Below are 13,669 nucleotides of genomic sequence, written 5' to 3'. Positions count from 1 at the left end.
CCGCACTTCCTGTCGCATTCCGGCGTATTCTTCGAATGTGCCCTGAGCTGCGAATATTCGTAGCTTGAGGGTTGCTGTTCCACCGAAATCTTTCGCCGGGTACCGTTCCCGTGATCTCGAATTCATCGATGTGGAGGGCGAAGCGGTTCATGACGGCGGTCGGCGACAAGGCTCACCTCAGCCTCGAGGACGAGGGCTACCACAAGAGTCTCAAACCGCGGCAGCTGCAGATGATCGCCATCGGTGGCGCCATCGGCACCGGCCTGTTCCTCGGCGCGGGCGGCAGGCTCGCCAACGCGGGACCTGGCCTGTTCCTGGTCTACGGCGTCTGCGGATTCTTCGCGTTCCTCATCCTGCGCGCGCTCGGTGAACTCGTGCTGCACCGGCCGTCGTCCGGGTCGTTCGTCTCCTACGCCCGCGAATTCTTCGGCGAGAAGGCCGCGTTCGTGGCCGGCTGGATGTACTTCCTCAACTGGTCGATGACCGGCATCGCCGACACCACCGCGATCGCCCAGTACTTCCACTACTGGTCCGGGTTCAGCAGCATCCCGCAGTGGCTGCTCGCGCTCATCGCGCTGGTCCTGGTGCTCAGCATCAACCTGATCTCGGTGAAGTGGTTCGGCGAAATGGAGTTCTGGGCCGCGCTGGTGAAGGTGTTCGCGCTGAGCGCCTTCCTGATCGTCGGCACCATCTTCCTGATCGGCCGATTCACCGTGCAGGGCAACCCGACCGGGCCGAGTGTGATCGCCGACAGCGGCGGGCTGTTCCCGACCGGGGTGCTGCCGCTGGTCGTCGTGGTCTCCGGTGTCGTGTTCGCGTACGCCGCGGTCGAATTGGTCGGCACGGCGGCGGGCGAGACGGAGAACCCGGCGAAGATCATGCCGCGCGCGATCAACTCGGTGATCGCCCGCATCGCGATCTTCTACGTCGGCTCGCTGGTGCTGCTCGGCCTGCTGCTGCCGTACACGGCGTACACCGCCAAGGAGAGCCCGTTCGTCACCTTCTTCACCATGCTCGGCGTGCCCGGCATCGGCAGCGTGATGAACCTGGTCGTGCTCACCGCCGCGTTCTCCAGCCTCAACGCCGGGCTGTATTCGACCGGGCGCATCCTGCGGTCGATGTCGATGAACGGCAGCGCGCCGAAGTTCACCGGCGTGATGGGCCGCAACGGCGTTCCCTACGGCGGCATCCTGCTGACCAGCCTGATCGCGCTGGTCGGCATCGCGCTCAACGGCGTGGTGCCGGACCGGGCCTTCGAGATCGTGCTGAACCTGGCCTCGCTCGGCATCGTCGCCTCCTGGGCCACCATCGTGCTGTGCCAGCTGCAGCTGTGGCGCTGGTCCAAGCAGGGCAAGGCGGAGCGGCCGTCGTTCCGGATGTTCGGCGCGCCCTATACCGGGCTGCTCACGCTGGTGTTCCTGTTCTTCGTGGTGGTGCTGACCGGCTTCGACTACCCGGTGGGCACCTGGACCGTCGCCTCGCTGGTGTTGATCATTCCGATGCTGATCGTCGGCTGGCTGGTGGCGCGCAAGCGGGTGCTGTCCATCGCCGAGGAGCGGATGGGTTACACGGGCGAGTTCCCGGTGGTCGCCAACATCCCGATCGACGGCGAGAAGTGATCATGCGGGCCCCGGCGTCCGCGGCGTCGGAATAGACTCGCTCGCATGTACAACTGGTCGGTCCAGGACGCGATCGTTGCGTTCGTGGAGAGCATGAAGCCGAACTGGCAGGCCCAGCACGAGCTGTACCTGTCGGTGCTGTACGGGTTCGTCGACATGCAGAGTCACCTGCTGACCCTCCTCGGCTTCCCCCCGGTGCCGTGAGGGCGGCTGTCGGCGGCAATCAGGTGCCCGTGACATATCGGGAGTCGCCCGTTCCGGTGGCGCCCTGGCTGGCGCCGCTCATCCTCGTGATTCTGGTGATCGATGCCTTCATCACGCTGGCTCTGGAAGTGCTGTATCTGCCGACCTACTTCGGCGCGACCGCGTTTCCGCTGTCGGGTGTGCTGGCCGGTGTGGTGAACATCCTGCTCGTGCTCGGTGTCCGCGCCGTGTCGCCGCGGGTGGCGGCGATGTTCTTGCCGCTGGCCGCTTGGACTTTCGGGTTCCTGATCTGCGCGAGCACCGGCCCCGGCGGGGACATCATGCTCGCAAGCGACTGGCGCACCGTGCTTTTGCTGTTCTGTGGTCTGGTGCCGCCGCTGGTGTACATCTACATTCGCGTCAATTCCGGGTTGTTCAGCAGGCGTTAGCGGCCGCCGAGCTGGCCCGGTGTCACCGCGTCGATGAGGGCCCAGGCTTCGTCGAGCGGGATATCGAGCACGTGATAGCGCTTCTTGCCCGCGGCGGACGCCGCGACCACGGTGGCGACGCCGGCCCGGCGCTGGAAGAACGATTGCCGGACGGTCCAGCCGATCACGCCTGGCGCCTCCAGGCAGTCGCGATCGCGGCCGAGTGAGCCGGATCGGGTGATCAGCCAGCGCGGGCTGGTGGCGGTTTCGGGCAGCACGGTATGGCCGAGGCCGCGATAGCGGTCTTCGGCCAGCGCGACCGCGACCGGAACCAACAGCACGGGCAGCAGCCACCACCACGGCGAAAAGTTCGCGCCCGCAACCGAAGTGACCAGCATGACGAGTGCGGCCACGGCAATGGGCGCCAGCGTCCGGGTGTGCCGCCTGCGGCGGGCGATCGGACCGTGCGCGATCAGCGGTGCGCTGCCGGGGCTCGGACCCGCGCCCGGCGGGGCAATCACCCTGTCCTGGAACTCGTTCGGGGCGAGCAGGTGGCTCAGCGTGTGCTCGATGGCGGTGCGCGGCGCCTGCGGGAGAATCTTCTGACGCGGGCTCGCGCCGACCATGATGGCTTCTAGTTCGGCGGCACCGGCCAGGCGCAGCAGCAGTGGCTCGTTCACCGTCGCGCCGCGGAAGCGCGCCAGATCCAGGGTGATCTGGCGGGTGGTGAACAGGCCGTGTCGCAGGTGCAGCGTGCGGCCGTCATCGATGACGCGCAAGCCGAAATACGTTGTCAGATAACGCGCACAGGCGGCCAGGCTGACGATGAGCACGATCACCACGAGCAACCCGGCGGTGCCGATGGCGATCAGTGCCGCGCCGCCGTTCTCCACCCGCTGCACCGCGTCCGAGCGGAACAGCACCTGGCCGACGCCGTACTGGAACGCCAGACCGACGATCGGCGCGATGATCGCGAAACCCGTCAAAGACAATGGGGCGTACCGAACCCAGCCCGGATCCCAATGCGCGATCTCGCGACCGGGCAGCGCATCCTGACTCTCGGCGGTCGACTTGTCGAGCGAAACAGGTTGTCCGGCAGCGTCTTGCGGCGCGCTACCGGTGTGGGCGAGCAGCGCGGCCCGCAGCTCGGGCACCAGGCGCGCGTCGAGCGCATCCAATTTGAACTTCTCACCCGAATCAGCTTGCTGCCCAGTGCCGATGGCCAAGACCGCGAGCCCGAGCAGCCGGTGCAGCAGGTCCGCCTCGATGTCCACCGACCGGATCCGGGACCGCGGCACCGCGAGTTTCTTGCGCTGCACCAGCCCGGTGCGCAGCTCGACGTGGGTCGGCCCGACCCGATAGGTGGTGGTGAACCAGCGGGTGAGCGCGAACCCGACGATCAACGCCAGCGGGATGATGCTCCACACGTGATTGCCGCTGCTGGTGCCGAGGATCACCGACCCGATCAGCACCGGAATGAACTTCACCACCTCGGTGACCGGATGTACCAACAACATTCGCTTGTCCAGCCGCGACCACGGTTGATCGGTCTCCGGCGCGACGGTCTCCGCCGATGTCATGTCGCGTCGCCCCGATGCTGCGCGGCGATCCGGGTCAGCCGGATCACCGTCTCCTCGGCGACCGGGAGGTCGAGCTCGGAAATCTGCACCGCGCCTGCGGACGAGGCGGTCGTCACGGTCACCGTGGCGAGCCCGAGCAGCCGCTCCAACGGCCCGCGTTCGGTATCGACGGTCTGCACCCGCGAGATCGGCGCTACCCGGCTCTCCTGGGTGAGCCAGCCGACCCGGGTGTACACGGCCTCCTCGGTGACCTCCCACCGGTGCACCGCATACCGCCACCACGGCACCACGCCGATATTCACTCCGGCGAGCAGCAGCGTCACCAGGAACACCGTGAGCTGCCATCCCCGATTGCCGGAGTCGAGCACTGCCCAGACGAGCTGCGTCGCGAACGGAACCACCCAGACCAGGGCGGCCTGGATGGTCCACAAGAGTTTCGCCTTCGGACTGGGGCGCCAGGCCGGATCGGCCATGATCGTGCGCGGCTGCGACATGCCTGCCATGGTTCCATGAAGTTCGGCCCGGTGGGCCGCCGATGGTGCGCGGCGCGGCGCAGCCCGGTGACCACGCACAACCGATTTCGGCGGGCGCCGATGGAATAGCACCGAGCTTCGCGCAGTTGTCAACGCTCACATGGCGCCTCGCTGTCACAGGGTGCCGTGGTGAACGCGGCGTCCCGCGCCCGGTGGGTTCTGGTCGCTACGCTCACTCATCAGCATCGGAAGGAGACAGGTCCGGATGGTTAGCGCATGATCGAGGACGTGACTGAACTGCCGAACCCGAGCGTTCCCGCTGCACCCCCTTCCCCCTCGGCTATGCGTAGGGCCCTGCGACGAGCCCGCGACGGTGTCACGTTGAACGTGGACGAAGCCGCGGTGCTGCTGCATGCGACCGGCGACGACCTGAAAGATCTGAGTCACAGCGCCGCCAGAGTGCGTGACGCGGGCCTGGAGTCGGCGGGACGGCCGAAGACCATCAGCTACTCGCGCAACGTCTTCATCCCGCTGACCCGACTCTGTCGTGACAAATGCCACTACTGCACCTTCGTGACGGTGCCGGGCAAGCTGCGCGCCGAGGGCAAGGGCATGTTCCTGGAACCCGACGAGGTCCTGGACATCGCTCGCCGCGGCGCCGCGCTCGGCTGCAAGGAAGCCTTGTTCACGCTCGGCGACCGCCCCGAGGATCGCTGGCCGGAGGCCGCGCAGTGGCTCGACGAGCGCGGCTATGACTCCACCCTGGACTACCTGCGCGCCGTGTCGATCCTGGTGCTCGAGGAGACCGGTCTGCTGCCACACCTGAATCCGGGTGTGATGTCGTGGGAGGAGATCTCCCGGCTCAAGCCGGTCGCGCAGTCGATGGGCATGATGCTGGAGACCACCGCGACCAGGTTGTTCACCGAGAAGGGCGCCTGCCACTACGGCAGCCCGGACAAGGACCCCGCGGTCCGGCTGCGCGCGATCACCGATGCGGGCCGGCTGTCGGTTCCGTACACCACCGGCCTGCTGGTCGGCATCGGTGAGACGCTGACCGAGCGCGCCGAGTCGATCATGGCGATTCGCAAGCAGCACAAGGCTTTCGGGCACATCCAGGAAGTGATCATCCAGAACTTCCGGGCCAAGGACGACACCGCCATGCGCGATGTCCCCGACGCGGGCATCGAGGAGTTCCTGGCCACCATCGCGGTGACCAGGCTGCTGCTCGGCCCGGACGTGCCGGTGCAGGCGCCGCCGAACCTGGTGTCGCACGAAGACTGCCTGGCGCTCATCGATGCGGGCATCGACGACTGGGGTGGCGTGTCGCCGGTGACGGTCGACCACGTGAACCCGGAGCGGCCGTGGCCGAACCTGGACACGCTGCGCGAGATCACTGAGAAGGCCGGATACCAGTTGGTCGAGCGGACCTCCGCGCATCCGAAGTATGTGCGCGCGGGCAGCCCGTGGATCGACCCGCGGATCGGCGTGCACGTCGCCGCGCTCAGCGATCCGGTCACCGGTCTGGCGAACCCGGACGCGATGCCGGTCGGCCTGCCCTGGCAGGAACCGGACCAGTCCTGGGAATCCGCCGGACGCGTCGACCTCAACACCGCCATCGACACCGAGGGCCGTAACACCGAGAGCCGCAGCGATTCCGCGATCGGCCAGGACGTGGTCGGCGCCTTCGGCGATTGGGACACCATCCGCGAACAGGCCCGCGATCTCGCGGTCGTCGCGCCGGAACGGCTCGACTCCGAGGTGCTCGCCGCGCTGAAGGCCGCCGAGCGCGACCCGGCGGCACTGTCGGACGCCGAATATCTCGCGCTGGCCACGGCCGACGGTGCGAACCTGGAGGCAGTGGCCGCGCTGGCCGATCAACTGCGTCGTGACACCGTCGGTGACGACGTCACCTACGTGGTGAACCGGAACATCAACTTCACCAACATCTGCTACACCGGCTGCCGCTTCTGCGCGTTCGCGCAGCGCAAGGGCGACGCCGACGCGTTCACGCTGAGCATGGACGAGGTCGCGGATCGGGCTTGGGAGGCGCACGTCGACGGCGCCACCGAGGTCTGCATGCAGGGCGGCATCGACCCCGACCTGCCGGTCACCGGTTACGCCGACATCGTGCGTGCGGTGAAACAGCGGGTGCCGTCCATGCACGTGCACGCCTTCAGCCCGATGGAGATCGTCAACGGCGCCTCGCGCGGCGGGCAGAGCATTCGCGACTGGCTGGTCGCGCTGAAGGAAGCGGGCCTGGACACCATCCCGGGCACCGCCGCCGAGATCCTCGATGACGAGGTGCGCTGGGTGCTCACCAAGGGCAAGCTGCCGACCTCGGCGTGGATCGAGGTGATCACCACCGCGCATCAGATCGGCCTGCGTTCCAGCTCGACCATGATGTACGGCCACGTGGACAACCCGAAGCACTGGGTCGGGCACCTGCGCGTACTGCGCGGAATCCAGGACGAGACAGGCGGTTTCACGGAATTCGTGCTGCTGCCGTTCGTGCATCAGAGCGCGCCGCTGTACCTGGCGGGCGCTGCCAGGCCCGGCCCGACGAACCGGGACAACCAGGCCGCGCACGCGCTGTCGCGGATCATGCTGCACGGCCGGATCGACAACATCCAGACCAGCTGGGTGAAGCTCGGCACCGTCGGCACCAGGGTGATGCTCAACAGCGGCGCCAACGACCTCGGCGGCACGTTGATGGAGGAGACCATCTCCCGGATGGCCGGTTCGCAGCACGGCTCGGCCAAGACCGTCGCGGAGCTGGTGGATATCGCCGCGGGCATCGGCCGCCCGGCCCGCGAACGGACCACCACGTACGGCGTTCCGCAGCACCGGGTTCCCGCGCTGCACTTGCCGGTCGGGTGATTCGGTCGAGCAGGACTACGATCGAATCGTGACCGTCAGCTGGGAGGGACCGCAACACGCCCCCATCGCGTGGGAGACGTTCCTGGATCTCGATGAAGATATCCGGCGTGAGCTCGAGATAGTCGACGGCTATGTTGTCCCGCGCGAGCAACGCGGTCGCGATCACCAGAAGGTCGGAACTCGGTTGTCGCTTGCACTAGAGCAAGCGGCTGTCGCCGAGATGCGTCGCAGTGGCGGCGGATCCTGCTACGAGACGAATACCGAGATTGATGTGCTGCTGTGGGAAGTCCCACCGACAGCCCGTAAGCCGAATGCGGTGTTGCATCGGTGTCTGCCGGACTATGAGCAGCTCACCGCCGAGCACTGCCTGATTGTCGTGGAGGTGCTGTCCACGTGGTCTGCACGCCGTGACCGAGTGCACAAGATGAGCGACTATGCCGATGCGGGTATCCCAGCACTACTGGCTGGTCAGCTTCGACAAGGTCGGCGCTCTGACCATCGAACGCTATGCGTTGTCCGGGCGAACCGGGCCATATGCGCACATCGGCACTGCGCACCGAGATATGGGTCCAATGGCGGTCTCCGTATCCGATCCCTTTCCGCTCGAACTGAAATGGGCGGATCTAGAGGTCGTTCCGCAGCAGTAGGTTAGGGCAGGCTTATCGGTAGTACCTTGGGGTGTCCGGATAGGGTTTCGCTGGGCGGACTATCCCCGCAAGGTGAGGACAGACTAGGAGAACGGCAGTGCCGTACATCATCGCTGAACCGTGCGTTGACGTGAAGGACAAGGCATGCATCGAGGAATGCCCCGTGGACTGCATCTACGAGGGTGGCCGCATGCTGTATATCCATCCCGACGAGTGCGTGGACTGTGGTGCATGTGAACCGGTGTGCCCGGTGGAGGCGATCTTCTACGAAGACGACACCCCGGACCAGTGGAGCGGGTATGTGAACGCCAACATCGACTTCTTCAACGAGCTGGGTTCGCCGGGCGGCGCCACCAAGGTCGGTCAGGTCGACTACGACCCGCCGTTCATCAAGGAACTGCCGCCGATGGCGAGCGAGTAGCTCGGCCGTGTCGGCACGTGCTCGGGTCAGCAGTCTGCTCCCCGATTTTCCCTGGGACACCATCGCTTCGGTGAAGGCGAAGGCGGCGACGCATCCCGGCGGGATCGTCGACCTGTCGGTCGGCACCCCGGTGGACCCGGTCGATCCGCTCATCCGCGCAGCCCTGAGTTCGGCGTCCGCGGTGCCCGGTTACCCGGCGACGCACGGCACTCCGGAGCTTCGCGCGGCCGCGGTCGACGCGCTCAAGCGGCGCTACGGGATCACCGGACTCGACCCGGCGGCGGTGCTGCCCGCGATCGGCACCAAGGAACTGATCGCCGGACTGCCCCGGCTGCTCGGCCTCGGCGCCGACGACCTGGTCGTCATCCCCGAGGTGGCCTACCCGACCTACGAGGTCGGTGCGGTGTTCGCCGGCGCGCAGATCGTGCGGGCCGACGGGCTCACGCAGCTCGGACCGCGGACGCCCGCCCTGATGTTCGTGAACTCCCCGTCGAACCCGACCGGGCGGGTGCTCGGCGTCGATCACCTGCGCAAGGTGGTGGAATTCGCCCGCGAACGCGACGTGATCATCGCCTCCGACGAGTGCTACCTCGGTCTCACCTGGGAGGGGCGCGCCGTCTCCATCCTCGATCCCGAGGTCAGCGACGGCGACCACACCAACCTCCTTGCCGTGCACTCGCTTTCGAAGACCTCCAACCTGGCCAGCTATCGCGCGGGCTTCGTCGCGGGCGACCCGGCCCTGGTCACCGAACTGCTGGAAGTGCGCAAGCACGCCGGCATGATGGTGCCGTTCCCGATCCAGGCCGCGATGACCGCCGCGCTCAGCGACGACACGCATGAGGCGCAACAGCGTGAGCGGTACCGGGTTCGTCGCGAGGTTCTGCGAAAAGCGTTGACACAAGCCGGTTTCCGCATCGACCACTCCGAAGCGGGGCTCTACCTCTGGTCGACTCGCGGCGAACCGTGCCGCACCACCCTCGACTGGCTCGCTGAGCGTGGCATCCTCGCCGCGCCCGGAGATTTCTACGGTCCCACCGGCACCGAGCATGTTCGCATCGCGCTGACCGCCACCGATGAACGCATCGCCGCCGCCGTCGAACGATTGACCGCGTAGACCACGCGCGCGGCCGGCCGACACGCACGGCGGGCAAGGGCGCAGGGCGCGAGCTGGCGTTAGCCTGAAGTATGGACGCTGTCACGGTTGTTCCTACTCCCAGCAACGAACCGGTGCACTCGTACGCACCGGGCAGTCGCGAGCGGGAACTGTTGGTCGCCAAGCTGGCCGAGATCGGCGCGGACCGCGTCGAGGTGCCGCTGGTCATCGGCGGTAAACATCGGCCGGGGACCGGTGAGCGGCACAATATTGTCGCGCCGCATCGGCACCGTCAGGTGCTGGGGACCTATACCGATGCCACGCATTCCGAAGCGCAGGGCGCGATCGACGCGGCGCTGGCGGCGGCGCCGGGGTGGCGGGCGTTGCCGTTCGACGAGCGGGCCGCGGTGTTCTTGCGGGCCGCGGATCTGCTGGCCGGGCCATGGCGGGAGACCATCGCCGCGGCGACCATGCTCGGGCAGTCGAAGTCGGCGCAGCAGGCGGAGATCGACGCGCCGTGTGAGTTGATCGACTTCTGGCGGTTCAACGTGGCATTCGCGCGGGAGATCATGGCACAGCAGCCGGAGTCGAGTGCGGGGGTGTGGAATCGGCTGGACTATCGGCCGCTGGAAGGGTTCGTCTACGCGATCACGCCGTTCAATTTCACCGCTATCGCCGGGAATCTGCCGACCGCGCCCGCGTTGATGGGGAACACGGTGGTGTGGAAGCCGTCGCCGACGCAGACCCTGTCGGCGTTCTACACGATGCGATTGCTGGAGGCGGCGGGGCTGCCGCCGGGTGTCATCAATATGGTGACCGGTGACGGCATCGCCCTGTCGGAGGTGGCGCTGGCCGATCCGTGGCTGGCCGGAATTCATTTCACCGGCTCCACCAAGACGTTTCAGTATCTGTGGCATCAGGTGGGTGCGAATCTCGATCGGTATCACGGTTATCCGCGGTTGGTCGGCGAGACGGGCGGTAAGGATTTCGTCGTCGCGCACCCGTCGGCCGATCCGGATGCGTTGCGGACCGCGCTGATTCGTGGGGCCTACGAATATCAGGGGCAGAAGTGTTCGGCGGCCTCGCGCGCTTACATCGCGCGTTCCGTGTGGCGCGAGATGGGCGACGAATTCCTGCACCGCACTGCGGAACTGACCTACGGCGACGTGACCGATCTGTCCAATTTCGGTGGTGCGCTGATCGATCAGCGTGCCTTCGACAAGAACGCCGCCGCGATCCGGCGGGCCAGGGATGCCGGGTTGACCATCCCGGTCGGCGGCGCCTACGACGACAGCGAGGGATTCTTCGTGCGGCCGACGGTGCTGCTGGCCGACGATCCGCACGACGAGTCCTTCGCCACCGAGTATTTCGGGCCGATCCTGTCGGTACATGTCTATGACGACGCCGAACCCGGCTCGTACGCGGACATTTTGGCGGAGGTCGACGCGGCGTCACCGTATGCGTTGACCGGTGCGGTGTTCGCGCAGGATCGTCAAGCGGTCGAACAGGCAGGCGCCGCACTGCGATTCGCGGCGGGCAACTTCTACATCAACGACAAGCCGACCGGAGCGGTGGTCGGCCAGCAGCCGTTCGGCGGCGCCCGCGCGTCCGGTACCGACGACAAGGCAGGTTCCCCGCTGAATCTGCTGCGCTGGGTGTCCGCGCGCACGATCAAGGAAACCTTCGTTCCACCAACCGATTACCGCTACCCGCACATGGGCGAGTGACCCGGTGAATCCGCTGCGACCCCTCATCCTCGCGGCGGCGGACTCGCCGCGGCTGAAACGTGCGCTCACCGGTATCCCGATCACCGCCGACATCGTGCGGCGATTCGTGGCAGGGGAGACCAGGGACGACCTCATCGAGGTGGCGCAGACGCTGCTGAACAGCGGGCGGATGGTCAGTGTGGACTTCCTCGGGGAGAACACCACCGACCGGAGCCAGGCCGATGCCACCGTGGCCGAATACTTGTCGCTGATCAATGAATTGGCCGCGCTGGACCGTCCGGCACTGCCCGGCATCGACGCCCCGTCCGTCGAGGTGTCGGTGAAGCTGTCCGCACTCGGCCAGGCCCTGCCGGTGGACGGGCCTGCGATCGCCACCGAGAACCTGCGCATTCTGTGCACCAAGGCAGCCCAGGCCGACGTGTGGGTGACCGTCGACGCCGAAGACCACACCACCACCGATGCCACGCTCGCCACGGTCCGCGAGTTGCGTGGTGAATTCCCTTGGCTAGGCGCGGTTCTGCAGGCATATCTGCATCGAACCGAAGCGGATTGCCGTGCACTGTCCGGACCGGACTCGCGAATCCGGTTGTGCAAGGGCGCCTATCGTGAGCCGCACGAGGTGGCCTTCCAACGCGCGTCCGAGGTGACCGAGTCCTACCTGCGCTGCCTCGAAGAGCTGATGCGCGGCGACGGCTATCCCATGGTGGCCTCACACGACCCGGTGCCGATTGCCGAGGCCGAGGGTCTCGCGGCGGAAAGCGGCCGTGGCACTGGTCGATTCGAATACCAGATGCTGTACGGCATCCGCGATGCCGAACAGCTGCGGCTGGCCGCGGCGGGAAATGCGGTCCGCGTCTACGTGCCCTACGGCAGTCAGTGGTACGGCTATCTCACCCGGCGGCTGGCGGAGCGGCCCGCCAATCTCGGGTTCTTTCTACGCGCTCTCGTCAGCAAGTCCTGAAAGTCCCTACACCAGTGGCTTTCCCAGCCGCAGCCGCCTGCGCAGATCGAACAGATAGATGTTCAACGGAAACATCCGCGCCTGCTTCGGCAGCCGAGTGTGCACGACCGAGATGCCGCGCAGCATCCGGTCGAATCGGCGCTGGTCCCGGTCGGTCCAGGTCATCCGCATCTCGTCGCGCACGTGCTGCGGCAACAGCCCGGTCACGATGAACCGCTGCAGCCTGGCGAAGGTGAATCGGATCGGCGGCGGCATCATTTCGAGGTCGATGATGCCGTCGAAGTACTCGCGCAGGGCGGGCTCGATCCCGTGCTGGGCGAGGTTCTCCTCCCACCACGGAAAGAACTCCGCGCGGTCGGCGGGCCACAGCTCCTGGCGCATCTGCAGGGTGGTGCCGAGCCGCGCGCTGTACTGGTAGAGCGCCTCGGCGGTCGCCGGATCCAGCGGGCCGTGCATGCGGGTGTAGAGGTCGTCGATGCCCCAGTAGATGGTGGCCGCCACCCACAGCTGCAGCTTCGGGTCGAAGGCGTTGTATTTCACCGGGCTCTGCGGTCCGGAGTGGACCGGGCGGTGCGAGTGGTTGACCGCCGCGCGGTAGGCCGCGCGCTCCTCGTCGGAGCCCATCATGGCGACGGCGATATAGGTCAGCGTGGTGCGCAGCCGCTTGACCGGGTGCAGGGTGACCTTGCCGCTGTCCACGGTGCTCTCCAGCACGCCGCGGCCGACCGGGCGCAGGCTCAGCTGCATGATCACGTTGGCGGTGCCGCCGAGGAATGCCGCGATGCCGTCCATGTACTGCTGGACGCTTTCCGGCGTGAGGGCTAGCGCGGCCCGGTTCGGATCCGGTTCGGCGATGCGCAGCGGTGCGGTCATCATTGACCTCGACTTTCTGTGTCCGGAGCGGCCCGGACAAGCGAACAGTGAGAAGGTTCTTAACTCACCTTCTCACTGTCTCGTCGATCATGTCAATGATGCGCTGCGATGCTTCTTGTGTCATCGTTTCGGCGATCCGGATAGGCTGACAAGCATGGCGAGGCTCAGCAGACTGCTGCCGTTGGTGCGCGGCGCCGGTCCGGAGGACCGCAATCAGGCGCGCGTGCTCGATGCCGCGATGCTGGCGTTCCTGGACTTCGGCATCAAGCGCACCAGCATGGTCGAGGTCGCCCGGCGCTGCGGGCTTTCGCTCGCCACGCTGTATCGGCGCTTCGCCAGCAAATCCGAGCTGATCGAGGCGGTCGGCTTGCGGCAGACCCGCGAATTCGTCGAGCAGGTCGACGCGGCCTTGCAGCGGCAGGTCGATCGGGATGCGGGCGCGGAGGAACAGATCGTCGAACTGTTCGCCGCGTTCATCACGGGACTGCGGGACAACCGGCTCGTGCACCGGCTGCTCGCGACCGAGCCCGAACTGGTGCTGCCGTATCTCACCATCAAGGGCGCGCCGGTGCTCGAGCTCGGCCGGGATTACCTGGCCGAGTTCATCGCCCGGCTGCAGCAGGAAGGCAAGCTGCCCGCCTACGACCCGGAGCCGCTCGCGGAATTGATCGCGCGCACGGCGTTATCGCTGGCGTTGACGCCGCAGACCGTCATTCCGCTGCATGACGAGGTAGCGATCCGGCAGTTCGCGCGCGATCACATTGTGGTGTCGTTCCGGGTGCCCTGA

13 protein-coding genes and 1 pseudogene are annotated in these 13,669 nt (G+C 66.8%); 11 read left to right on the top strand and 3 right to left on the bottom strand.

From position 1 onward, the window contains the following. Positions 1-149: 149 nt before the first annotated feature. Genes ABZ942_RS12320 through ABZ942_RS12310 form a run of 3 tightly spaced genes read left to right on the top strand, consistent with a single transcriptional unit; the run spans position 150 to position 2,251 of the window. Complete coding sequence (locus ABZ942_RS12320) at positions 150-1,619, top strand: amino acid permease (RefSeq protein WP_357381881.1); 1,470 nt, start codon at positions 150-152, stop codon at positions 1,617-1,619. Between the two features lie 45 nt (positions 1,620-1,664). Next, complete coding sequence (locus ABZ942_RS12315; RefSeq protein ID WP_357381091.1) at positions 1,665-1,823, top strand: hypothetical protein; 159 nt, start codon at positions 1,665-1,667, stop codon at positions 1,821-1,823. A 29-nt stretch (positions 1,824-1,852) separates the two neighbouring features. After that, the gene (locus tag ABZ942_RS12310) at positions 1,853-2,251 is read left to right on the top strand and encodes a hypothetical protein (RefSeq protein WP_357381089.1); all 399 of its coding nucleotides are present in this window, start codon (positions 1,853-1,855) and stop codon (positions 2,249-2,251) included. Here the strand turns inward: ABZ942_RS12310 and ABZ942_RS12305 are convergent. Together ABZ942_RS12305 and ABZ942_RS12300 are read right to left on the bottom strand one after the other, a co-directional pair. Continuing rightward, the gene (locus tag ABZ942_RS12305; RefSeq protein ID WP_357381088.1) at positions 2,248-3,810 is read right to left on the bottom strand and encodes a PH domain-containing protein; all 1,563 of its coding nucleotides are present in this window, start codon (positions 3,808-3,810) and stop codon (positions 2,248-2,250) included. The genes ABZ942_RS12310 and ABZ942_RS12305 overlap by 4 nt on opposite strands. Next, the gene (locus ABZ942_RS12300) at positions 3,807-4,304 is read right to left on the bottom strand and encodes a PH domain-containing protein (protein WP_357381085.1); all 498 of its coding nucleotides are present in this window, start codon (positions 4,302-4,304) and stop codon (positions 3,807-3,809) included. Before ABZ942_RS12300 ends, ABZ942_RS12305 begins: the two co-directional genes overlap by 4 nt. Before the next feature lie 255 nt (positions 4,305-4,559). On the opposite strand from ABZ942_RS12300, the gene ABZ942_RS12295 reads away from it, so the two are divergent. The 7 genes and pseudogenes from ABZ942_RS12295 (at position 4,560) to ABZ942_RS12265 (ending at position 12,009) form a co-directional block, all read left to right on the top strand. Next, positions 4,560-7,160, top strand: a complete 2,601-nt coding sequence (locus ABZ942_RS12295) for a bifunctional FO biosynthesis protein CofGH (protein WP_357381083.1) — start codon at positions 4,560-4,562, stop codon at positions 7,158-7,160. A 28-nt stretch (positions 7,161-7,188) separates the two neighbouring features. Beyond that, positions 7,189-7,563: pseudogene (locus ABZ942_RS12290) on the top strand (hypothetical protein); the annotation flags it as partial. A 31-nt stretch (positions 7,564-7,594) separates the two neighbouring features. Beyond that, complete coding sequence (locus tag ABZ942_RS12285) at positions 7,595-7,807, top strand: hypothetical protein (protein WP_357381914.1); 213 nt, start codon at positions 7,595-7,597, stop codon at positions 7,805-7,807. A 97-nt stretch (positions 7,808-7,904) separates the two neighbouring features. Then, entirely contained in the window at positions 7,905-8,228 is a 324-nt protein-coding gene (fdxA, locus tag ABZ942_RS12280) for a ferredoxin (RefSeq protein ID WP_357381081.1), read from the top strand. A gap of 7 nt (positions 8,229-8,235) precedes the next feature. After that, the gene (gene dapC / locus ABZ942_RS12275; protein ID WP_357381079.1) at positions 8,236-9,342 is read left to right on the top strand and encodes a succinyldiaminopimelate transaminase; all 1,107 of its coding nucleotides are present in this window, start codon (positions 8,236-8,238) and stop codon (positions 9,340-9,342) included. 71 nt (positions 9,343-9,413) lie between these two features. Continuing rightward, positions 9,414-11,048 carry an L-glutamate gamma-semialdehyde dehydrogenase gene (gene pruA, locus ABZ942_RS12270; RefSeq protein ID WP_357381077.1) on the top strand — a complete coding sequence of 545 codons (1,635 nt, stop codon included), beginning with the start codon at positions 9,414-9,416 and terminating at the stop codon, positions 11,046-11,048. Between the two features lie 4 nt (positions 11,049-11,052). Then, the gene (locus ABZ942_RS12265) at positions 11,053-12,009 is read left to right on the top strand and encodes a proline dehydrogenase family protein (protein WP_357381076.1); all 957 of its coding nucleotides are present in this window, start codon (positions 11,053-11,055) and stop codon (positions 12,007-12,009) included. Between the two features lie 6 nt (positions 12,010-12,015). On the opposite strand, the gene ABZ942_RS12260 is transcribed toward ABZ942_RS12265, so the two are convergent. After that, positions 12,016-12,882: an oxygenase MpaB family protein gene (locus tag ABZ942_RS12260; protein WP_357381074.1), complete on the bottom strand. Its 867-nt coding sequence runs from the start codon at positions 12,880-12,882 to the stop codon at positions 12,016-12,018. A gap of 154 nt (positions 12,883-13,036) precedes the next feature. Here ABZ942_RS12260 and ABZ942_RS12255 point away from each other — a divergent pair, with 154 nt between their 5' ends. Continuing rightward, positions 13,037-13,669, top strand: coding sequence for a TetR/AcrR family transcriptional regulator (locus ABZ942_RS12255; protein WP_357381072.1), 633 nt, complete (start codon positions 13,037-13,039; stop codon positions 13,667-13,669).

It is taken from the genome of Nocardia sp. NPDC046473 (assembly GCF_040645995.1).
GTDB lineage: Bacteria > Actinomycetota > Actinomycetes > Mycobacteriales > Mycobacteriaceae > Nocardia.
Note: the sequence above shows the minus strand (reverse complement) of the source record. Positions and strands in the feature narration are given on the sequence as shown.

Coding starts and splice junctions, on each gene's coding strand:
- ABZ942_RS12315 (WP_357381091.1), top strand. CDS start 1,665: ATGTACAACTGGTCGGTCCAGGACGCGATCGTTGCGTTCGTGGAGAGC.
- ABZ942_RS12285 (WP_357381914.1), top strand. CDS start 7,595: ATGCCGATGCGGGTATCCCAGCACTACTGGCTGGTCAGCTTCGACAAG.
- ABZ942_RS12255 (WP_357381072.1), top strand. CDS start 13,037: ATGGCGAGGCTCAGCAGACTGCTGCCGTTGGTGCGCGGCGCCGGTCCG.
- ABZ942_RS12295 (WP_357381083.1), top strand. CDS start 4,560: ATGATCGAGGACGTGACTGAACTGCCGAACCCGAGCGTTCCCGCTGCA.
- ABZ942_RS12320 (WP_357381881.1), top strand. CDS start 150: ATGACGGCGGTCGGCGACAAGGCTCACCTCAGCCTCGAGGACGAGGGC.
- ABZ942_RS12260 (WP_357381074.1), bottom strand. CDS start 12,882: ATGACCGCACCGCTGCGCATCGCCGAACCGGATCCGAACCGGGCCGCG.
- ABZ942_RS12305 (WP_357381088.1), bottom strand. CDS start 3,810: ATGACATCGGCGGAGACCGTCGCGCCGGAGACCGATCAACCGTGGTCG.
- ABZ942_RS12300 (WP_357381085.1), bottom strand. CDS start 4,304: ATGTCGCAGCCGCGCACGATCATGGCCGATCCGGCCTGGCGCCCCAGT.
- pruA (WP_357381077.1), top strand. CDS start 9,414: ATGGACGCTGTCACGGTTGTTCCTACTCCCAGCAACGAACCGGTGCAC.